22 protein-coding genes, 3 tRNA genes and 1 pseudogene are annotated in these 19657 nt (G+C 34.1%); 16 read left to right on the top strand and 10 right to left on the bottom strand.

The annotated features are described in order from the left end of the window. Positions 1–11 precede the first annotated feature (11 nt). The gene (locus RTY06_RS07260) at positions 12–782 is read right to left on the bottom strand and encodes a glycogen/starch synthase (protein ID WP_312823876.1); all 771 of its coding nucleotides are present in this window, start codon (positions 780–782) and stop codon (positions 12–14) included. A gap of 306 nt (positions 783–1088) precedes the next feature. Between RTY06_RS07260 and panC the strand changes: the two genes are divergently transcribed. Continuing rightward, a complete protein-coding gene (gene panC / locus RTY06_RS07255; protein WP_312823875.1) occupies positions 1089–1934 on the top strand; it encodes a pantoate--beta-alanine ligase in 846 nt (281 codons plus the stop codon). A gap of 97 nt (positions 1935–2031) precedes the next feature. On the opposite strand, the gene RTY06_RS07250 is transcribed toward panC, so the two are convergent. The 3 genes from RTY06_RS07250 to RTY06_RS07240 all read right to left on the bottom strand — a co-directional run bounded on the left by RTY06_RS07250 (position 2032) and on the right by RTY06_RS07240 (position 2350). Next, a tRNA-Lys gene (locus tag RTY06_RS07250) sits at positions 2032–2104 on the bottom strand. Positions 2105–2160: 56 nt separating this feature from the next. Continuing rightward, positions 2161–2243, bottom strand: a tRNA-Leu gene (locus tag RTY06_RS07245). A 34-nt stretch (positions 2244–2277) separates the two neighbouring features. Further along, a tRNA-Lys gene (locus RTY06_RS07240) sits at positions 2278–2350 on the bottom strand. A gap of 109 nt (positions 2351–2459) precedes the next feature. Between RTY06_RS07240 and RTY06_RS07235 the strand changes: the two genes are divergently transcribed. Continuing rightward, a complete protein-coding gene (locus RTY06_RS07235) occupies positions 2460–2975 on the top strand; it encodes a shikimate kinase (protein ID WP_312823874.1) in 516 nt (171 codons plus the stop codon). On the opposite strand, the gene RTY06_RS07230 is transcribed toward RTY06_RS07235, so the two are convergent. After that, positions 2972–3403 (bottom strand): RNA-binding S4 domain-containing protein, encoded by a 432-nt coding sequence (locus tag RTY06_RS07230; protein WP_312823873.1) that lies wholly within the window; start codon positions 3401–3403, stop codon positions 2972–2974. The genes RTY06_RS07235 and RTY06_RS07230 overlap by 4 nt on opposite strands. A gap of 56 nt (positions 3404–3459) precedes the next feature. On the opposite strand from RTY06_RS07230, the gene RTY06_RS07225 reads away from it, so the two are divergent. Continuing rightward, on the top strand, positions 3460–4197 hold the full coding sequence (locus RTY06_RS07225) for a hypothetical protein (protein WP_312823872.1): 738 nt from the start codon (positions 3460–3462) through the stop codon (positions 4195–4197). Positions 4198–4270: 73 nt separating this feature from the next. Here the strand turns inward: RTY06_RS07225 and mtaB are convergent, their stop codons facing one another. From mtaB to RTY06_RS07210, 3 genes are all read right to left on the bottom strand, one after another. Continuing rightward, on the bottom strand, positions 4271–5629 hold the full coding sequence (gene mtaB / locus RTY06_RS07220; protein ID WP_312823871.1) for a tRNA (N(6)-L-threonylcarbamoyladenosine(37)-C(2))-methylthiotransferase MtaB: 1359 nt from the start codon (positions 5627–5629) through the stop codon (positions 4271–4273). A gap of 120 nt (positions 5630–5749) precedes the next feature. Beyond that, positions 5750–6229: a hypothetical protein gene (locus RTY06_RS07215; protein WP_312823870.1), complete on the bottom strand. Its 480-nt coding sequence runs from the start codon at positions 6227–6229 to the stop codon at positions 5750–5752. A gap of 58 nt (positions 6230–6287) precedes the next feature. After that, entirely contained in the window at positions 6288–6608 is a 321-nt protein-coding gene (locus RTY06_RS07210) for a hypothetical protein (protein WP_312823868.1), read from the bottom strand. A gap of 371 nt (positions 6609–6979) precedes the next feature. Here RTY06_RS07210 and RTY06_RS07205 point away from each other — a divergent pair, with 371 nt between their 5' ends. After that, on the top strand, positions 6980–8509 hold the full coding sequence (locus RTY06_RS07205) for a trypsin-like peptidase domain-containing protein (protein WP_312823866.1): 1530 nt from the start codon (positions 6980–6982) through the stop codon (positions 8507–8509). A gap of 118 nt (positions 8510–8627) precedes the next feature. Continuing rightward, complete coding sequence (locus RTY06_RS07200) at positions 8628–9836, top strand: MFS transporter (RefSeq protein ID WP_312823865.1); 1209 nt, start codon at positions 8628–8630, stop codon at positions 9834–9836. 49 nt (positions 9837–9885) lie between these two features. Here the strand turns inward: RTY06_RS07200 and RTY06_RS07195 are convergent, their stop codons facing one another. Continuing rightward, complete coding sequence (locus tag RTY06_RS07195; protein WP_312823864.1) at positions 9886–10458, bottom strand: YceI family protein; 573 nt, start codon at positions 10456–10458, stop codon at positions 9886–9888. A 124-nt stretch (positions 10459–10582) separates the two neighbouring features. Here RTY06_RS07195 and RTY06_RS07190 point away from each other — a divergent pair, with 124 nt between their 5' ends. The 6 genes and pseudogenes from RTY06_RS07190 to RTY06_RS07165 all read left to right on the top strand — a co-directional run. After that, entirely contained in the window at positions 10583–12160 is a 1578-nt protein-coding gene (locus RTY06_RS07190) for a sodium:solute symporter (RefSeq protein WP_312823862.1), read from the top strand. Positions 12161–12165: 5 nt separating this feature from the next. Beyond that, positions 12166–12747 carry a hypothetical protein gene (locus RTY06_RS07185; RefSeq protein WP_312823860.1) on the top strand — a complete coding sequence of 194 codons (582 nt, stop codon included), beginning with the start codon at positions 12166–12168 and terminating at the stop codon, positions 12745–12747. A 4-nt stretch (positions 12748–12751) separates the two neighbouring features. Further along, positions 12752–13165 (top strand): DUF6157 family protein, encoded by a 414-nt coding sequence (locus RTY06_RS07180; RefSeq protein ID WP_312823859.1) that lies wholly within the window; start codon positions 12752–12754, stop codon positions 13163–13165. 280 nt (positions 13166–13445) lie between these two features. Next, positions 13446–13667: a DUF2683 family protein gene (locus RTY06_RS07175; RefSeq protein ID WP_312823858.1), complete on the top strand. Its 222-nt coding sequence runs from the start codon at positions 13446–13448 to the stop codon at positions 13665–13667. Continuing rightward, positions 13664–13801: a hypothetical protein gene (locus RTY06_RS07170; RefSeq protein ID WP_312823857.1), complete on the top strand. Its 138-nt coding sequence runs from the start codon at positions 13664–13666 to the stop codon at positions 13799–13801. The genes RTY06_RS07175 and RTY06_RS07170 overlap by 4 nt, the downstream gene beginning before the upstream one ends. A 12-nt stretch (positions 13802–13813) precedes the next feature. Continuing rightward, a pseudogene (locus RTY06_RS07165) lies at positions 13814–13942 on the top strand (type II toxin-antitoxin system YoeB family toxin); the annotation flags it as partial. Between the two features lie 14 nt (positions 13943–13956). Here RTY06_RS07165 and RTY06_RS07160 read toward each other — a convergent pair. Then, the gene (locus RTY06_RS07160; RefSeq protein ID WP_312823856.1) at positions 13957–14835 is read right to left on the bottom strand and encodes an AraC family transcriptional regulator; all 879 of its coding nucleotides are present in this window, start codon (positions 14833–14835) and stop codon (positions 13957–13959) included. Between the two features lie 151 nt (positions 14836–14986). Here RTY06_RS07160 and RTY06_RS07155 point away from each other — a divergent pair, with 151 nt between their 5' ends. From RTY06_RS07155 to RTY06_RS07135, 5 genes are read left to right on the top strand one after another with little or no spacing between them, the layout of a single operon-like run. Then, a complete protein-coding gene (locus RTY06_RS07155; RefSeq protein WP_312823855.1) occupies positions 14987–16339 on the top strand; it encodes an amidohydrolase family protein in 1353 nt (450 codons plus the stop codon). Between the two features lie 22 nt (positions 16340–16361). Then, the gene (locus RTY06_RS07150) at positions 16362–17345 is read left to right on the top strand and encodes an aldo/keto reductase (protein WP_312823854.1); all 984 of its coding nucleotides are present in this window, start codon (positions 16362–16364) and stop codon (positions 17343–17345) included. Next, complete coding sequence (locus RTY06_RS07145) at positions 17346–17639, top strand: DUF3861 domain-containing protein (protein ID WP_312823852.1); 294 nt, start codon at positions 17346–17348, stop codon at positions 17637–17639. Positions 17640–17696: 57 nt separating this feature from the next. After that, positions 17697–18749: an aldo/keto reductase gene (locus RTY06_RS07140; protein ID WP_312823850.1), complete on the top strand. Its 1053-nt coding sequence runs from the start codon at positions 17697–17699 to the stop codon at positions 18747–18749. 60 nt (positions 18750–18809) lie between these two features. Then, positions 18810–19655 (top strand): NAD(P)-dependent oxidoreductase, encoded by an 846-nt coding sequence (locus RTY06_RS07135; RefSeq protein WP_312823848.1) that lies wholly within the window; start codon positions 18810–18812, stop codon positions 19653–19655. The last annotated feature ends 2 nt before the right edge of the window (positions 19656–19657 follow it).

The raw sequence follows: 19657 nt of genomic DNA, 5'->3' as shown, positions 1-19657 counted from the left end.
AAAAAATAGTATTAATAAACTGTTGCTATAGAATCAGCATTCAAGAAATCCAATTTTTCAACTTCTGCTTTTCCATAAGCTTCTTCAAGTTTCTCTTCTAGGAATTCATTTCCTTTTACAATCACATCTACATAGTTCATGCTATCATTTACAAAACTCAAAAAGCTAGGATTATCTAACGATTGTAAATCAGAAATATTATCAAAAGCCAAGACATCTTTTGTATTACTGTTTAATTCTATATCATCTTCGTTATAAACAGAAAGAACAATCTTGGTATCATTGAAATAAGTATCGTCTTTGTAATAAGTCTTCAAATAAATAGGAATCAAAGACGCCATCCACCCATTCAAATGAATCACATCAGGAACCCAGTTAAGTTTTTTAATAGTCTCGATAACACCTCTGGCAAAGAAAATAGCTCTCTCGTTGTTATCTTCAAAAGGTTTCCCTTCGTCATCAAAATAAAACTGCTTTCTTTTGAAATATTCTTCGTTATCAATAAAATAAACTTGCAGACGCTCTCCTGGCAAAGAAGCAACTTTGATAATCAAAGGCTGATCTAGGTCATTAATGATAATGTTCATCCCAGAAAGTCTGATTACCTCGTGAAGTTGGAATTTCCTCTCGCTTATTTGTCCGAATCTAGGCATAAAAACCCTCACATCGTTACCACTCCCGTGCATCTTAAGAGCCATTTTGTGTACCATACTTCCCATATTAGTATCTTCTTGATAAGGGAACATCTCTGTAGTAACGTATAAAATCTTTTGATTAGGCATAAAATTTACTTTAGATGAAGTATAAAATCTTCATTTTGCAAAATTACAAAAAATTAAATCAAAACATTTATTTTCATTAATATTAATACTCTTATTTAAAATACTCTACCTATCAACTAGTTAACAGATTAAAAAATGTTAATTTCAGAAAATAATCATAATTAAATTGTTGATTCGATTTTATAAAATTAAATTCAAATAATAAGACAAGGTTATTTTGCTAAGGTTTGATCTAATTTTAATATCCCAACCTTATCTCAGAACTTCCAAAAACAATTACCTTTGACCTATTAAAACAATAAAACAATGGAAGTATTCTACGACAAAAAAACTTTTTCCGAATACATAAAAACACAAAAAGAGAAAAACAAAACAATTGGATTCGCCCCAACAATGGGAGCCTTACACGCTGGACACATTTCACTTTACAAAGAAGCCAGACAAAAAAATGATATAGTTATTTCTTCAATCTTTGTCAACCCAACACAATTCAACAATCCTGAAGATCTAGAAAAGTACCCTAGAACCATTGATGTTGATATAAAAAAACTAGAGAATTCTAATCTTGTAAATGCCGTATACATCCCAAGAGTTGAAGACATCTACCCTGATGGAATGGAAAGAAAACATTACAATTTTGGAGGGATTGAAAATGAAATGGAAGGCGCAGCAAGACCAGGTCACTTTGACGGCGTTGGTACAGTTGTAGAAGAATTATTCCGACAAGTACAACCAGACAATGCTTATTTTGGAGAAAAAGATTTTCAACAACTGAAGATTATTGAAAAATTGGTAAAAGTTTTAGAACTTGACATTCACATTCATGGTGTGAAAATCCATAGAGAAGAGAACGGATTAGCAATGAGCTCTCGCAACATGCGTCTTTCTGAAATTGAAAAAGAAACCTCTTCTATTATATATAAGACTTTGAAGCAAGTTAATGACTGGACAAAAACCTTAAATATTTCTGATATTAAAGAAAAAGTTGAAAACATCTTCAACCAAGGAGAAATGGATTTAGAATACTTTATGATTGCAGACGAGGAAACCTTGAAAGAAGTAAATTCTATTTCCAACGACAAAAACTACCGCGCTTTCATCGTTGTGAACGTTGGAAACGTAAGATTGATTGACAATCTTCACCTCGATTAAGCCGAGGATTTGGACAAAAAAAGAAGCTTCTTTTACAAGAAGCTTCTACACCAAATCACAAAATATTAATATGAAAAAAATTTACTTGCGTAAATTGTGACCTGGCTGGGATTCGAACCCAGGACCCATACATTAAAAGTGTATTGCTCTACCAGCTGAGCTACCAGGTCGGCCACTTTAATTAATAACTTAGATTATTTAATTAAAATAATATTTTTCTTTGCAGTGCCTGCGACTGGACTCGAACCAGCACATCCTTAGGAAACCACCCCCTCAAGATGGCGTGTCTACCAATTTCACCACGCAGGCAAAAAAAACCGTATCCTTACGGACTTTTTGCAAGTGACCTGGCTGGGATTCGAACCCAGGACCCATACATTAAAAGTGTATTGCTCTACCAGCTGAGCTACCAGGTCGGCCACTTCTTAAACTTAGCAACGTATGTTGTTCCGTTTAGAGTGGTGCAAAGATAGGGCTATTTTTTAAATCTCAAAATTTTTTTCGAACTTTGTTTAAAATAAAAATATGATCATTTCTCTATTAGGCTACATGGGTAGTGGTAAATCTCACATTTCCAAAAACTTGAGCCAAAAAATAAATTTTAAATTAATTGACCTCGATCAGAAAATTTCTGAGGAGCATCAGCAAACTATTGCAGAAATCTTCCAAAACAAGGGAGAAATCTTCTTTCGAAAGGAGGAAAAAAGAATTTTAGAAGAAATTTTAAATTCAAAAGAGGATATAATTTTGAGTCTTGGAGGAGGAACTCCTGTTTATTACAACAATATGGATATTATCAATGAAAAATCAAAAAGTGTGTTTTTGAGAGGCTCTGTAAAAACACTTACAGAACGTGTACTCTTGCAAAAACACACCAGACCGTTGATTTCGAAGTTAGAAGACTCTGATGTTCCTGAGTTTATCGCAAAACATCTTTTTGAAAGGAATACTTTTTATTCCAAAGCTCATTTAACAGTGGATACAGATTCTAAAGAACCCAACAATATCTCCGACGAGATTATAAAAGCCTTAAAAATTTAGTCTTCTTCCTTCTCTTCTTTGAAAAAAGTATCCCAATCTTCATTATCCATATCATCGGAAGAGCCATCATCCACATAGCCATCCATATCTCGCCTATCTTTTTTGGTGGGTCTTCCGATGCCTTTTTGTCTGTAATAATCCTGAGATGCTTTTCTCATGTTTAGGATTTCGTATTGATCCTTTTCAGTCATATCAATTACATACATGGCCACAAGCTTGGCTCCTACTCTACTTTTTGGGATATCTATAACTTTGATTTTGTAATCTATTTGATTCTTTCTGATTTTTATAACATCTCCTGCTTTTATTTCTTTTGAAGATTTTACAACATTCTCTCCAATGCTAACTCTATTTTTTTTGATCTCTTCTGTAGCAATGGTTCTTGTTTTATAAAATCTTACACTCCACAAAAATTTATCTATTCTCATAATTTTTTATACTTTTGTCACGTTAAATTAATCGCAATTTAAGATTAAATAAAAAAATGAAGAAAATACTTTTAGGAATTGCTCTTTCTGTCGTTGCATTACAGAGTTGTAAAAAAGATGATGACGAAGTAGATACAACTGTAGTCTTGACTGTAGATGAACAAAAAACCTACGACGATGAGGCCGCGAAAGATTTCATGACTAAAAACTACATCAATAGCAAAGGTGTAATTACAGCGTTTGACAGTACAACCGATACTGATGATAATGAAAAAAAGCTGATTGATTATGATTATGTAACCTTACCTTCTGGTGTTATTTATATCAAAAGAGAAGATTCTTTACAACCCAATCCAGGAAAACAGATCGGAACCAAAGATGTAGTTAGCTTATTTCAGGTTGTAAAAAGCTACGTATCCGCAAAAGTAGATGACAAAATAGTATTTGGTAGCGAATCTACATTTGCTAGCTCTGTAGCATCAGGAAATGTAATAACAGACCCTGCCTATTACTATGTAAAACAATCTGTGATTGATGCATACAATACAGCCAATAGCACAACTATTGGAAGAAGTTTTTATGAGATAGAAGGATTCCAGGAAGGTTTAAAATATTTCAAATCTTTTGACCTTGACGACTCAGCTAATTACAATATGCAAGGCATCATCATTGTACCTTCCAGAGCTGCGTTTGCTAGAGACAATAACTTTTATGGAACTAGTTACAATAATAGAAGTTTTGTATTCAACTTCCAGATTTATAATACTAGAGAAAGATTGTCTACTGAAGATTAATTTAAATATTTTCTATAAATATAAAAAACCGCAAATCAGATTTGCGGTTTTTTATTTAAAGCTATTTCACTTTTTAAATTTTAGCTAGAAAATCCTCAAACTGATTCTCTTTTATAGAAACACATCCTTCTTCCAAGATTTTATCTAAGATAATATCTTCTATTTGATTAACAGATTTTTCATCGAATGGTTTTGAAACTCTTACATAGTTTTCTGTAAAACCATACATCATTCCGTTTTTGTTTTCATGCTCCCAAAGAACTGGAAGTTTTTTTCCTAATTGAGTTCTGTAGAATTCCATTTTCTTTTTCTCGGAAAGGATTCTCAACATTTTGTTTCTTTTCTTTCTTTCAGAGATTGGAACTGCACCCTCCATTTCTGCAGCTTCAGTATTTTCTCTTTCAGAATAAGTAAAAACGTGAAGATAACTGATTGGCAAATCATTCAGGAAGTTATAGGTTTCCATAAACAATTCTTCTGTCTCTCCAGGAAATCCAACAATCACATCTACACCAATTGCTGCGTCTGGCATTACTTCTCGGATTTTATTAACTCGATTGTAATATAATTTGGTTAAGTAACGGCGTTTCATTTTTTTCAACAATTCGTCACTTCCAGATTGAAGCGGAATATGAAAATGCGGAACAAAACTTCTGCTTTTAGAAACCAATTCAATGCTTTCATCTTTTAGAAGATTAGGTTCGATGGAAGAAATTCTAATTCTTTCGATTCCTTCTACTTTATCTAATTCTGAAATCAAATCCAGAAAAGTATGTTCGTGTTTTTTATTTCCAAATTCACCTTTTCCGTAATCACCGATGTTAACACCAGTCAAAACGATTTCTTTAATATCTCTTCCTGCAATTTCTTTAGCATTCGCAACAACATTATCGATGGTATCGGAACGAGAAATTCCTCTTGCTAAAGGGATCGTACAATAAGTACATTTATAGTCACAGCCGTCCTGAACTTTCAAAAAAGCTCTGGTTCTGTCACCAATAGAATATGAACCAACAAAGAAATCAGCTTCATCAATCTCACAAGAATGAATCTGAGCATAACTTTCTGACTTCTCCAAATCATCAAGATAACTCAGAATATTAAATTTTTCCTTTGCTCCTAAAACCAAATCAACACCTTCAATTCCGGAAATTTCTTCTGGTTTCAACTGTGCATAACAGCCAATGATGGCGACCAAACCTTCTGGATTTGCCTTCACTGCACGTTTGACGTGAAGTTTACATTCTTTATCTGCGTTTTCTGTCACAGAACAAGTATTGATAATATAAACTTTTGCAGGTTCATCAAAATTAACTTTCTGATAACCCGCATCTGTTAAAGTTCGTGCAATAGTAGAAGTTTCTGCAAAATTGAGTTTGCAGCCAAGTGTATGAAAAGCAACGGTTTTCGGTTGTGAATTGACATCTGACATAAGTTTGCAAAGTTATTAATAAAATCCAACTTATTCCAAATGAAGACTTTTTCTGAATTTAGAATTAATAAAACAAAAAATCCGGCTGTAAAAACCGGATTCTATTATTTATTGGGATAATTAATCTTTTGATTTTGGAACCTCAACTGCCAATTCATAAACTTTGGTATGTTTTAGATATTTTGAACGTTCTCTGGAAGTTACACTTTCCACTTCTCCTTTGTATAAAACAATTACAGCATCTTCTTTAATTTGCCAATCTGCATCGGAAAAGTATTTTTCATCCGGACTTTTTTCTGTGATTTCTGTTTGTCTTTCTTTCAATTTATCAGCAATTTCCTGAAAACCTTCATCCGAAGAATGGATAATTTTATAATCTGGTCCAGCAAACGCTTTATAATATTTGTTTTCATTGATAAGATTTTGTGAATCATCCTCAACCGGATTATCATTCCCATCCAGAAAACCTACTTCAACCAGCTTCCCATTTCTTTCTTCGGCAAACTTCCTTGCTTCTCCTACAGAATTGAATCCTGTGTAGACAATACTATTATCATATTCGTATTTAGTAAGTCTTTCTACTATATTCTCGTTATCCATAATTTATATTTTTATATTGAAATACAATTTGTCTGCCATCAAGGTTTTAAATATCTAATCAATGATGTCTTACACCTTTCTGATGATAATTCACCTCTTTTGGAATTGTCTGATTGATTTTCAAATTACCTTGATTAAACTGTGTGTCAATATGATGATTCGCTTGAGACAAAATCTCTGGTGTGTCGAAATGGAGTTGTTTTCCATTTTTGAAAATCTCGCCTTGAGAATTTCTATACATTTCGTTTTCCTTATAAGAATTTCCGTCTGGAGCTGTAAAAGATTTTCCCTTATTTCTTTTATTTCTGATAATTTGACTTGCTAAAATTAAGCTTCCTCCTGCAAGAAACCCTAAAGCTACTTTTATACTATTTTTCATATTCTTTTATTTTATTAGAATTGAAAAACAAAATTTTTGCCAAACGATTTTTATCCAAATTTTAAGAAAATCCAATATCAGAATTTGACTTTAAACAAATAATTGAATCCAAAAGACAAGTTTCAATTTCGTTGAGTAAGTACTTTTCATACTTTTTATCAAATTGATTATCAATCAATAAAAATTAAGATAATTGAAAAGACTTTGTAATTCATTAATCGAATCAATTCTTAACCAATATTGAATTTTATTAATAAATTTTTAAAAATGGTTAAACTTCGTTAAAAGTGTAACACTAAGTTTTTAGTTCATACTAATTTAGCATTAAATTTGTGTAACAAAAATCTCAGAATAAAGAAATGAATATCAAAATGAAGAATACATTAAAAAAACTAATGCCTTTTGCATTGACTGGAGTTATCTCTGGTGCAACGGTTTTCGGAGCTAGTCAATATTTCAGCAACGAAAATAATGGAGAAGATTTCTCATACTTTACAACAGCTTCTAAAAAGTCATCTTTTGTAGGAATGAATTCTGCAATGGGAGACGATTTTGTAAAAGCTTCAAAAACTACAGTTCCTGCAGTTGTAACAATTAAAAATTATCAAGATCGTGCATCTTCTCAAAGAATACCTGACAACGATATGTTCGATTTTTTCTTCGGACCAGGCAACAGTCCTTTTGGTGGTGGAAATCAGCAAAGACAACAACAGCAGACACCTAAAAATATGCCTTCTGGATTAGGTTCAGGAGTTATTATTTCGCCAGACGGTTATATTATTTCAAATAATCACGTTGTAGCTGGTGCTAATAAATTGGAAGTGGTGTTGAGCAATAAAAAATCTTACATCGCAACTCTAATTGGAACTGACCCAAACACAGATATCTCTCTTCTTAAAATTGAAGAAAAAGGTTTGCCTTACCTCAACTTTGCTAACTCGGATATGGTAGAAGTTGGACAATGGGTTTTGGCTGTAGGAAATCCGCTTGGACTTAACTCTACTGTAACTGCGGGAATCGTTTCTGCAAAAGGAAGAAGTATTGATATCCTTAGCCAGCAATCCAGAACACCAATTGAAAGTTTTATCCAAACAGATGCGGCCATCAACCCTGGAAACAGTGGTGGTGCGTTGGTGAATGTAAATGGAGATTTGATTGGAATTAATACTGCTATTCAATCTAAAACTGGATATTATGAAGGTTATGGATTTGCGGTTCCTTCTAACTTAGCAAGAAAAATTGTTGAGGATATCAAGAAATTTGGTTTGGTACAGAGAGGTTTCCTTGGAATTGGAAGTTTAGATTTGTCTAATGATATGCAGGTTGCGGCTTACAATCAGAAAAACAAAGCTAATCTAAAAGTTGGTAACGGAGTTTACGTCACAGAAACTACAGCGAAAAGTGGTGCTGAAGATGCAGGAATCAAACAAGGTGATATCGTAACAAAAATTGATAATACTGACATTGGAAGTTTTGCTGACCTTTCTTTTGCTATTGGAAGCAGAAGACCTGGTGACAAAGTAACTGTAACTTACACAAGAAATGGAAAACCAAACACCGTGACTGTTACGTTGAAAGACCAAAAAGGTGGAACTTCTTCCAGAAGCAAAGATGACCTAACTGTGACGGAAAAAATCGGTTCTGAGTTTGAACCTCTTAGCGAAAGAGTGAAAACTGACTACGGATTGGAAAGTGGTGTTTTGGCCAAAAATGTGACTGAAGGTGGCGAAATGGACAAAATTGGTGTAGTTGACAACTACATCGTAATGGAAATCAATGGAAAACCAGTCAATTCTCAAAAAGATGTTGAGAAAATCTTGAACGGTTTCAAAGGAAATGTACAAGTAAAATATGTAGATGCTTACGGAAGAATCACTACAAGAGGTTTCAAATTACAATAAAATTAGACCTTAGATATTAGACTCTAGATTTTAGACTAATTCTAAAATTATAAATTTTGAGAGCCATTCTTTACGGATGGCTTTCTTTTTTGGGTAAATTTGCGGTTCGAAAATCAAAATGAAACTTTTTAACTCTTATATCAACACTTTTAAGGGACTTTCCAGAGAAGCCTGGATGCTGTCCATTGTAATGCTCATCAATCGTTCTGGTTCTATGGTATTGCCGTTTTTGGGCGTTTATATGACAGACCATTTGAAGTTTTCTTTAGAAAATGCAGGAATTGTTTTAAGTTTTTACGGAATTGGTTCGGTTCTCGGTTCTTGGTTAGGTGGCTATTTGACAGATAAATTCGGGGAATATTATATTCAAAGTTGGAGTTTGTTTCTCAGTGCGCCGATATTTCTAATAATACCATTTTTCCCGAGTGTGGAGATGATGGCTGTTTTGATTTTTCTTCAAAGTACAATAAGTGATACTTTCCGACCAGCGAATTCTGTAGCGATTACAAAATATGCAAGACCGGAAAATCTAACGAAAGCTTTTTCCCTTAACCGAATGGCTGTCAATCTTGGATTCTCTATTGGTCCTGCTTTGGGTGGCGTTTTATCAGGAATCTCTTATAATTTTCTATTCGTTTTCAATTTCACAGGTGCTTTGATTGCCGGAATCATTTATGTATTCTTTTTCAGAAAAAGAAACAAAATCTTCCGTGAGAAAAAGAAATCAGAAACTTTTGAAGTTGTAAAGAAAACAGGAAAATCACCATACAAAGATTATCCTTTTCTAGTTTTCAGCTTTTTATGTACCATTTTTGCAATCTGCTTTTTTCAGTTTTTCAACACAATTCCTTTGTTTTATAAAGATGTTGCTAAGTTGAATCAAAGTACAATTGGTTTTATTTTAGGTTACAGCGGATTTATCATTGTATTATTAGAAATGCCTTTGGTAAGTATTGCAGAAAGAACGTTGAAAGTTCCTCAGATTTTATTTTTAGGAGCTGTACTGGCTGGATTATCGTACCTGATGTTGATATTTGGAAGTAATATTTCTTGGCTGATTTTATCAATGACGATTCTTTGTATTGCGGAGATTTGGGCGCTACCATTTATGTCAACTGTGACGGCACTTAGGTCAGAAAATGGAAACAAAGGAGCCTATATGGGAGTTAACGGCATTGCGTATTCCTTTTCATTCATTATTACACCGTTTCTGGGCACTTATATAGTGAGTCGATTTGGATTCGATAGTTTGTGGATTGGTTCTTTTGCTGTCCTCACAATCACATCATTTTTGCTTTTTGTTGTCGTTAAAAAAATGATAAAATAAAAGCCTTCTCAATTACGAAAAGGCTCTTACTTTATTTTAGCAAAATCCGTTATTTATTTTTAACAAACTCTACATAAACCGCAACATCCACATCTTTTGCAACACCAGCTCCTGTTGGATCGTAGCTTACGTTGTAGTCTAATCTATTAATTTTAAAAGTCGTTTGGAAACCAAGTTTTTCATTCCCTTGTTGATCTTTGGTTTGTCCTCCGTAAACAGCCGTTACAGTTACTGGTTTTGTTACATCTTTTATTGTAAGTTTACCAGTCAGTTGATAAGTATTCCCTTTTAATTTTTTGATAGATTTACTTTCAAATTTCATAGTAGGAAATTTTTCTACATCAAAGAAATCTGCACTTTTCAAATGGTTATCACGCATCTCAACACCTGTATTTACAGAAGCTGTGTTAACTGCAAAATCAAATTTAGCATTGGTCAAATCCTCAGCTTTTGTCACAACATTTCCTTCAAATTTATCGAAACGTCCTTGTACAAAACTGATTCCCATATGTTTGATGTTAAAATTAAATGAAGAGTGCATTGGATCTATACTCCAAGTGGTTTGCGAAAATCCTAAAATACTGATAGTTGCAAACAAAAATGATAAGAATAACTTTTTCATAATGATTTTTTTTTAATTATTGATGGTACAAAGGTATAATCATAAAAGTTTTAATTGATTGATGTAAGTTAATAAAAGCTTTGTTCATAAAAAAAACTATTTTTGCTCCATTCAATTTTGAACAATGAACTCGGGAACTATTCTACTTTTATTCGTTTTTGCCTATTTTATCGGGCTTTTGGTCATCTCTTATTTTACAAGCCGCAACTCAGACAACCAGTCTTTTTTTATTGGGAATAAGAAAAGCAAATGGTGGTTGGTAGCGTTTGGGATGATTGGAACATCACTTTCTGGCGTAACTTTTATCTCGGTTCCGGGAACGGTTGGAAAATTTTTAGGAGGCGAAAATCCTTTTGGCGGTTTCGAATATTATATGATGGTAATTGGGTTTTTCATCGGTTACTTCATCGTGGCTGGTATCTTGCTTCCGCTTTATTATAAAATGAATTTGACCTCGATTTATACTTATCTGGGGAAACGTTTCAATGTTGAAGCGCATAAAATCGGTTCTGTATTTTTCATTATTTCGAGAGCTATTGGTGCAACTGCAAGATTATATCTGGTGGTGAATATTCTTCAGATTTTCCTTTTGGAAGCACTTGGTGTTCCGTTTTGGGTAACGGCTTTTGTGTTGCTTTTGATGATTTTACTTTACACATTTGAAGGTGGTGTAAAAACGATTGTGATTACGGATACTTTGCAAACGTCGTTTATGATTATCAGTTTGATTGCCTGCATTGTTTATATTTTATCGAATCTTAATCTGTCTTTTGGGGAAGCGTTCTCTATTCTGGAACAGAAGCAATACACGCATTTTATCAATACGGATGTGAATTCTAAAACATTTTTCCTGAAAACGATTCTGGGCGGGATGTTCATCACAATTGCAATGACGGGTCTTGACCAAGAAATGATGCAAAAAAACATTTCGGTTGACAACCTACAAAATTCGAAAAAGAATATGCTGACTTTTGCAGGGACTTTGCTTTTTGTAAATCTGGCGTTCTTGTTTTTAGGCGGTCTGCTTTATCTTTTTGCGATGCAACACGGCGCAGATTACGGACAAATCTCAACTATGGTGGACGGAAAAGAAGTGATTACGAATACTTTTGGATTCAAAGATTCTGCAGGTCAAATCAAAAATATAATGGGCGACGATTTGTTCCCTGCTCTATCGCTACAAGGTCATTTTCCAATGGCGCTTTCTGTGATTTTCATTATTGGTTTGATTTCCGCTCTGTTTCCTTCTGCTGATGGTGCTTTGACGGCGGTTACGAGTTCTTATTGTGTGGACTTATTAAACCTGAACGAAGACCAACAAAAAACAGAGAAACAAAAGAAACATCTGAGAATGAAAGTTCATTTGACTTTCACTGTGATTTTCTTTGCCTTGATAATGGTTTTCAAAGCAATTAATGATAAATCGATTGTTTATCTAATCATGGAAATTGCGGGTTATACTTATGGTCCATTGTTGGGATTATTTGCTTTCGGAATCTTGACAAAATATCAAATCACGAAGAAATATTCCATCTTGGCAGTGACGATTTTGGCGCCTGTTGTGACTTATTTGATTAATTATCTGGTAACGAATAACACAGATTACAGAATTGGTGTAGAACTGATTATCCTGAATGGATTTTTGACTTTTGTTGGGTTGTGGCTGGTGAAAGCTGGTAAGGTTGAACTTAAAAACATTTAATTAAAATGAAAATAAAACTTCTAATTACAATTTGTTTTGTCTTTACGTTAAATTTATTAAAGTCTCAAGAACAAAATCTTTATAACAACCCTTCTATTGGTTGGAGTATTAATTTACCTAAAGATTTTACAAATAAAAGTAAAGGACCTGTTCAAATCGTAGAAACAAAAAATAAAACAGAAGTAAAAAAAGAAGCTAACAAAAACTCATCCGAAACATCTGAAAGTATTACATTTCAAGGAAAAAATAAAACGTTTCTATTTTCAACTTTAGAAAAATATAAATCTGAATTAAAGTATTCTGATTTTGTTAAAAGACAAACGGATGATTTAGTGGAAGGTTTAAAGAAACAAATGCCCAAAGCAAAATTCGAAATAACTTCAACACAAGAAATTATTGATAGTCTAAATTTCTACAGAAATGAGATAAAAATTGATTTAGGAAACAATATTTTTCAAAATTTTCTCATATACAATTCTCTAATTAATGATTTCAATTCAAATTTTTTAATTGTCTATTTAAATCCAAGTAAAGAATCTCAAGAATTGATTAAAGCCTTTAAAGAATCAAAATTTTCAAAAAAATAGTTCATTGAAAACCCACACAACCAATTACACCAATACTTTGATAGAAATCGCGGAAGATTCTCCGGTTTTGGCATCGGTGATTCCGGTTGTGAAAAATGATAAAAAAACGATTGCCAATTATCAATACGAGAAACTTTCCAAACATCCACTGAAATATACTTCCGACGAATTGCTTTTCGAAATTTTTGCGGAACGAAATGATATTTCGTCTTCAGAATTGGAAGAAGAGAAACAGAATTATTTTTCAAAAGGTCAAGCTTGTCTACGAACGTCGCCTTTAGCCAAGAAAAATGGATTTGGGATTTTTCATAATCAGGATTCGAAAGTTAAATTAATTCCTGCTGAGTCGGAGGAATATCAACAGTTGTTGAAGGATGATTCTGTGAAGAAAGTTAAGGCGATGAAGTCTAAGAAATGATTTGTTTAAAGAGCTTCCCTTCGTCAAGCTCAGGATAAACTTCACCTCAGCCTGACAGTGTGCATTTTATTGGTTATTCGAAACAAGTTCAGTCTTCATAAGAAAAGTCTTCGACTCCGCTCAGACTGACATTGCGTAAAGGCTTCGAGAGCCTCAGCCTGACAACGTATAAAGCTCAGACTGAAATTTATTAGCTTTTATCACTCCAAATTAATTATGATTATTTTGAATCTAATTTTATTAAATTTGTAATTACATCATCAGAATTTAATATTGAATTATGGAAAGCATCACTATTTACCCAAAAAATGAGAAGCAAAAATCTTTGCTCAAATCTTTGTTAGAAGAATTAAAAGTTCGTTTTGAAGTGGCAGAAATAGAAAATCCATTACTTTCTGAAGAAGATTTTTATGCAAAAATTGATAAATCAATAGCACAATCCGAAGCTGGCAAAACCAAAACTCTGTCAAAAGAGAAGCAAAAAGAGCTTTTAGGATTATGAGTTACGAAATCGAGTTAACTGATGATGCGAGCTCTGACATTCTAAAACACAAAAAAGCAGGAGATAAGAAAACGCTCTTGAAAATTAGTAAACTTTTGGATGAATTAAGGGAACATCCAACTTCGGGAACTTGAAAACCAGAAAAGCTAAAACACTATAAAACCGAAACTTGGTCTAGAAGAATTTCTGACAAACACAGATTGATTTACAGAATCCAAGATGAAAAAGTAATTGTTTTGGTCCTTTCTTTTTGGGGACATTACAATGACAAATAAATCAATTTTTGAAGTTACTGTACATTCGTGAACTGTGTATCCAAGCTTTGAGCTAGATTTTTACTCTTCATTTTATAAGAACCCAGCGTTTTACTTTTTTTATTTTTGAAGTAATGTGAAAGGTGACTTTCATCTGTAAAACCGAATTCATAAGCAATTTGCTTGATTGTGTTTTGTCCTGATTCTATTCGTTTTTCTATGAGAGCCAATCGATAATTGTTGATGTAAGTTCGGTAAGACATTTCGAAATTCCGCTTAAAATAAGCACTGAAATAAGTCGGTGAAATATTAAAATGCAATGCAATCGTATTGATTCTAATCAATTCCGGACGATAAATATTCTGATGAATGTATGAAATCAAATCTTCCTGACTCGGAACGCCATTATCAATTCTTACATTCAGTTTGGCAGAAGCTTCACGAATCAATCCAAATAATGACAAGACTTGGAAAAACATAATCGGAGAAGTCGTCACATCGCAGATTTTATCATAATCCACAATGTTTTCAACTGTTTTTCTCAGAATCGTTTTGCAAGGTTCATCGAAGCAGAGTTTGATTTCCTTCAACATCGGATTTCGCATAATATCAATCGGAGAAGCCGTCATCAAAGTGTCAGGCGCAAGATGTTTGTTGCTCTCAAAAAAACTGTCATTGAATTTGATAAAAGCAAATTTTGTCTGCTTCTTAATATCGAAATAATGTTCATCATCAGGAGAAATCAGCAACAAATCTCCGGCTTTGTAAGGAACAATCAGCTTGTTCAAATGGTGATTTCCACAGCCTTTGAAGATGTAAACCAACTCATAATAAGTATGGCTGTGTTTTGGAAATGGATATTCTTCAACTTCGAAACAATCGATTTCTAACGGATTAAATTGCTTTCTCTTCATATTGTAAATTTACAATAATATATCAAAATACTACATCTGTTTTCACATATCAAAAAACGAAATTTGTAAAAGCCTCGGTAATGTTTTGGAATCATTTTAGCTTCAGAATCAAAATCTTATCGGAATCACTTCACACACGAAAAAACTTGATATGAATATCATCAAAAAAATCTCAGGAATTCTTTTGACTTCAATTCTTATGTTTTCCTGCAATCAGAAAGACAAAAAAATATCTGACAGCCAAATTTTACTTCTGGAAAATGTCCGATTAATCGACGGAAACGGCGGAACTCCAATCGAGAATACCAAAATTCTGATTAAAAACGGAAAAATCGCTCAAATCGGAACTGACATTTCAGAGAAAGACGCGCAGATTGTAGATTTAAAAGGAAAAACAATCATTCCAGCTTTGATTTCCGCGCATTCTCACGTTGGAACGTTGAAAGGAACAACGACCGTTCCCGAAAATTACACCGAAGAAAATATTCTTTCTCAGCTTAAAAAATATCAGGATTACGGTGTCTTGAATGTAATGTCAATGGGAACTGACCGCCCTTTTCTCTTTGAAAGCGGATTGAGAGACAAATCGGCAAAAGGAGAAATCGACGGTGCGAGAATCCATTCTGCAGGTTACGGTTTTGGTGTGGCTAATGGCGCTCCTCCACTCGATTTTGCAATGGATAAAGTGTTTCGCCCGAATTCTGTTTCGCAAATTCCTGCTGAAATGGACAGTCTTACTAAAACCAAACCTGAATTGGTAAAAATCTGGGTAGATGATTTTAATGGAAAGATGAAAGAAAAAATGAAGCCTGAAATTTATAAAGCCATTATTGATGAAGCTCATAAGCGAAATCTGAGAGTCGCTGCGCACGTTTATTATCTTTCAGATTTGAAAAAATTGGTTGAAGACGGCATTGATGTCATCGGTCACAGCGTAAGAAGTGAAGTGATTGATGATGCAACTTTGGCTCAAATGAAAGCGAAAAATATCATTTATATTCCTACTCTTTCGCTTGATGAATACGCTTATGTCTATGCTAAAAAACCAGAATGGATTAATGACGAATTTTTCAAAAAATCTCTTGAACCAGGTGTTTACGAAATGATAACTTCTGAAAAATATCAGAACGATTTAAAAAACGCTCCCAATTTCAAATTAAATATGAAAGCTTTTGAAATGGCTAAACAAAACTTAAAAAAGGTTTTTGATTCAGGAATTCTTGTTGCAATGGGAACAGACAGCGGTGCGATGCCTTTGAGAGCGCAAGGTTTTTCAGAACACTTGGAATTACAGCTGATGACAGAATCTGGATTGACTCCACTTCAGGCTATAACTGTTGCTACAAAAAACTCAGCAAAAGCTTTAAAAATTGATAAAGATTTCGGAACAATTGAAGTGGGGAAAACAGCTGATTTGATTGTTGTTGACGGAAATCCTGCCACTAATATTAAAGATACAAGAAAAATATTTTCAGTTTATAAAGCTGGAAAAAAAGTTAAATAAAACAGACACTTTTACTAAAATTATGGAATATAGAAAATTAGGAAACAGCGATTTACAAGTTTCAGCCATTACTTTCGGAGCGTGGGCTGCGGGCGGCTGGATGTGGGGAAGCACAGACAGAAACGAAGCTATCGAAGCGATAAAAGCATCTTATGACGTTGGCGTAACTTCTATTGATACAGCTCCAATCTACGGACAAGGAACGAGTGAAGAAATTGTTGGTGAAGCGATTAAAGGAATTTCCCGTGATAAAGTTCAGATTTTGACCAAATTTGGGATGCGTTGGGATTTGGCAAAAGGCGATTTTGCGATGCACAGCAAGAATAACGACGGACAAGATATCGATGTTTACAAATATGCCGGAAAAGACAGCATCATCTACGAATGCGAACAAAGTTTGAAACGTCTGGGAACAGATTACATCGATTTGTACCAAATCCATTGGCCAGATTCTACAACGTCGATTGATGAAACGTTTGAAGCAGTTTCAAGATTGATTGAACAAGGAAAAGTTCGTTTTGCAGGCGTTTGTAATTATAATGCTCAGCAAATGGCAGAAGCTGAAAAGACTTTAAAATTAGTTTCGAATCAAATTCCGTTCAGTATGGTGAATCGTGGAATTGAGGAAGAAACTGTTCCTTATTGCATCGAAAATAACAAATCGATTCTAGCTTACAGTCCTTTGGAAAGAGGTTTGTTGACAGGAAAAATCACTTCTGATTATAAATTTCAAGATGGCGACCACAGAGCGAAACTTCCACATTTTCAACCGGAATTTATCGAGAAAACAAATGCTCTTTTAGATAAAATCAAACCGATTGCAGAGAAACACAACGCCACTTTAGGACAGTTGGTTTTACGTTGGACAATCGAAAGAGCAGGAATTACGATTGCTTTAGCAGGCGCTCGAAATGCAGAACAAGCCGTTCAAAATGCAAAGGCCATTGAAATCAATCTTTCAAAAGAAGAAATCGAAAACATTAATGAATTAGTCAATGCTTTTTAAATGATGGAACAAAGAAATAATTCTTATCAATTAGATTTGAAGGAAATAAAACTGAAAGACGGTTCTGAAGGCACAAAAAATTTAAGTTTCGAGTTTGATAATCACGATGATTTGTTTAATATTTTTGAAGTGATAAAGTCAAAGAAAATCTTTGAAGATAACAATACAGCGCAGGAATTTGCTTTAGGTCTAAAGTTATTCACAGAAGTAATGTTGAAGAACAAACAACATCCTTTATTCGAAGAACTGAGACCTGCAATTCTTGAGTTTATGAAGAAATTGAAAAGTCAGTAAAACAAGTCTTCGAGAGCCTCAGACTGACATTGTATATATTTAATAAAAAAAAGAAAAATGGAATATAGATTTTTAGGAAAATCGGGACTTAAAGTTCCTGTTCTCAGTTTTGGAACGGCGACTTTTGGAGGAGAAGGTGATTTCTTCAAAGCTTGGGGAAACACACAGGTTGACGAAGCCAAAAAACTCATCAATATTTGCTTGGATGCAGGCGTTAATCTGTTTGATACAGCTGATATGTATTCTGACGGAAAATCGGAAGAAGTTTTAGGAAAAGCGATTGAAGGAATTTCCCGTGACCAATTGATTTTATCAACGAAATCAACTTTCACGTTTGGCGAAGGACCAAATAATCAAGGTTCATCCCGACTTCATATTCTGAAACAAATTGAAGGAAGTCTGAAACGTCTCGGAACAGATTACATCGATATTTATCATATGCACGGTTTTGATGGCAATACGCCAATTGATGAAACTTTGAAGGTTTTGGATGAATTGGTAACAAGCGGAAAAGTCCGTTATATCGCCTGTTCCAATTTTTCTGGCTGGCATCTGATGAAGTCTATTGGGATTTCGGAAAAATATGGATGGAGCAAATATGTTGCACATCAAGTTTATTATTCCTTAGCGAACCGAGATTACGAATGGGAATTGATGCCTCTTGGATTAGACCAAAATGTCGGTGCAATTGTTTGGTCTCCATTGGCTTCAGGACGATTAAGCGGAAAACACGGACGAAACAAACCGATTCCACAAGACGGAAGAATTGCTCAAGGTGGAAGTCCTGTCCCAGAAACGGTCGTTCAGGAAGAGATTTTTTACAATACCATCGATGCTTTGGAGGAAGTTGCTTCTGAAGTTGGAAAAACTGTTGCTCAAGTTGCTTTGAATTGGCTTTTACAACGTCCGACGGTTTCCAGCATTATTATTGGTGCAAGAAACGAGGAACAATTGAAACAAAATTTGGAAGCTGTCGGCTGGAATCTCACTCGTGAACAAGTTGAAAAACTAGACAAAGCCAGTGAAGTTCCACCAACTTATCCGTATTGGCATCAATGGAAAAATAAAAGCCTGAATCCAACACCAGATTTTTACTCTCATTTAAAATAAACGCAAGAAGATAATTTTTTCTAAATACACAATGGGTTGATTTAATCAAAAAATAAAATAATGAATACGGAAAGAATCGGTTTCATCGGTCTTGGAAATATGGGACATCCAATGGCAAAAAATCTTGAAAAAGCAGGGTTTCCGCTATCTGTTTATAACCGGACAATTTCACGAGCAGAAGATTTTGAAGAAAAGTCCAAAGTTTGCGAAAGTCTGTTTGAGTTAGCAGAGAATAGTGATATTATTTTCACTATGTTGACCAACGACAAAGCTGTGAAAGCTGTGTATAATGAATTGCTGGAACTAGATATTGCAGGTAAACTATTTGTGGATATGAGCACTATTGCACAGGAAACATCGATAGAAATCAAAAATGCGCTTCAGATAAAAGAAGCTTCGCTCATCGATGCGCCTGTTGCAGGAAGTACGAAACCAGCAGCAGAAGCAACACTTATCATTATGGTTGGTGGTGATGAAAAAAATGTAAAAAGAGCCCAGCCTTATTTGGAAAAATTAGGAAAACTGATTAAACATCTGGGTAACAACGGAAAAGGTCTTGCAGCCAAACTCTCTATCAATTATTTCTTATCGATGATATATCAAGGTCTTGCAGAAACCGTTCTGCTCTCCGAAAAATTAGGAATTGAGCGAGAAAATATGTTGGAAATCATCAACGAAAGTGCCAGTGGAAGTGGTGCTACAAAAGTGAAAACACCTTTGTTACTAAACAATGATTTCAGTCCTGCTTTCGCATTGGATTTGATGCTGAAAGACGTTTTGCTGGCAAAAAATGCCGGCGCAGATTTTCCTTTGGGAAAAACAATCTTCGAATCATATCAATCTGCTCACAACAATGGTTTTGGCGATGATGATGTTATCGGAATTATTAATTATTTAAAAAAATAAAA

It is taken from the genome of Epilithonimonas sp. (genome assembly GCF_032055105.1).
Classification (GTDB): Bacteria; Bacteroidota; Bacteroidia; order Flavobacteriales; family Weeksellaceae; genus Epilithonimonas.
Note: the sequence above shows the minus strand (reverse complement) of the source record. Positions and strands in the feature narration are given on the sequence as shown.

What these genes read in the sequence shown, in the direction of transcription:
- RTY06_RS07260 (WP_312823876.1), bottom strand. Translation starts at nt 782, where the DNA reads ATGCCTAATCAAAAGATTTTATACGTTACTACAGAGATGTTCCCTTAT.
- panC (WP_312823875.1), top strand. Translation starts at nt 1,089, where the DNA reads ATGGAAGTATTCTACGACAAAAAAACTTTTTCCGAATACATAAAAACA.
- RTY06_RS07235 (WP_312823874.1), top strand. Translation starts at nt 2,460, where the DNA reads ATGATCATTTCTCTATTAGGCTACATGGGTAGTGGTAAATCTCACATT.
- RTY06_RS07230 (WP_312823873.1), bottom strand. Translation starts at nt 3,403, where the DNA reads ATGAGAATAGATAAATTTTTGTGGAGTGTAAGATTTTATAAAACAAGA.
- RTY06_RS07225 (WP_312823872.1), top strand. Translation starts at nt 3,460, where the DNA reads ATGAAGAAAATACTTTTAGGAATTGCTCTTTCTGTCGTTGCATTACAG.
- mtaB (WP_312823871.1), bottom strand. Translation starts at nt 5,629, where the DNA reads ATGTCAGATGTCAATTCACAACCGAAAACCGTTGCTTTTCATACACTT.
- RTY06_RS07215 (WP_312823870.1), bottom strand. Translation starts at nt 6,229, where the DNA reads ATGGATAACGAGAATATAGTAGAAAGACTTACTAAATACGAATATGAT.
- RTY06_RS07210 (WP_312823868.1), bottom strand. Translation starts at nt 6,608, where the DNA reads ATGAAAAATAGTATAAAAGTAGCTTTAGGGTTTCTTGCAGGAGGAAGC.
- RTY06_RS07205 (WP_312823866.1), top strand. Translation starts at nt 6,980, where the DNA reads ATGAAGAATACATTAAAAAAACTAATGCCTTTTGCATTGACTGGAGTT.
- RTY06_RS07200 (WP_312823865.1), top strand. Translation starts at nt 8,628, where the DNA reads ATGAAACTTTTTAACTCTTATATCAACACTTTTAAGGGACTTTCCAGA.
- RTY06_RS07195 (WP_312823864.1), bottom strand. Translation starts at nt 10,458, where the DNA reads ATGAAAAAGTTATTCTTATCATTTTTGTTTGCAACTATCAGTATTTTA.
- RTY06_RS07190 (WP_312823862.1), top strand. Translation starts at nt 10,583, where the DNA reads ATGAACTCGGGAACTATTCTACTTTTATTCGTTTTTGCCTATTTTATC.
- RTY06_RS07185 (WP_312823860.1), top strand. Translation starts at nt 12,166, where the DNA reads ATGAAAATAAAACTTCTAATTACAATTTGTTTTGTCTTTACGTTAAAT.
- RTY06_RS07175 (WP_312823858.1), top strand. Translation starts at nt 13,446, where the DNA reads ATGGAAAGCATCACTATTTACCCAAAAAATGAGAAGCAAAAATCTTTG.
- RTY06_RS07170 (WP_312823857.1), top strand. Translation starts at nt 13,664, where the DNA reads ATGAGTTACGAAATCGAGTTAACTGATGATGCGAGCTCTGACATTCTA.
- RTY06_RS07160 (WP_312823856.1), bottom strand. Translation starts at nt 14,835, where the DNA reads ATGAAGAGAAAGCAATTTAATCCGTTAGAAATCGATTGTTTCGAAGTT.
- RTY06_RS07155 (WP_312823855.1), top strand. Translation starts at nt 14,987, where the DNA reads ATGAATATCATCAAAAAAATCTCAGGAATTCTTTTGACTTCAATTCTT.
- RTY06_RS07150 (WP_312823854.1), top strand. Translation starts at nt 16,362, where the DNA reads ATGGAATATAGAAAATTAGGAAACAGCGATTTACAAGTTTCAGCCATT.
- RTY06_RS07145 (WP_312823852.1), top strand. Translation starts at nt 17,346, where the DNA reads ATGATGGAACAAAGAAATAATTCTTATCAATTAGATTTGAAGGAAATA.
- RTY06_RS07140 (WP_312823850.1), top strand. Translation starts at nt 17,697, where the DNA reads ATGGAATATAGATTTTTAGGAAAATCGGGACTTAAAGTTCCTGTTCTC.
- RTY06_RS07135 (WP_312823848.1), top strand. Translation starts at nt 18,810, where the DNA reads ATGAATACGGAAAGAATCGGTTTCATCGGTCTTGGAAATATGGGACAT.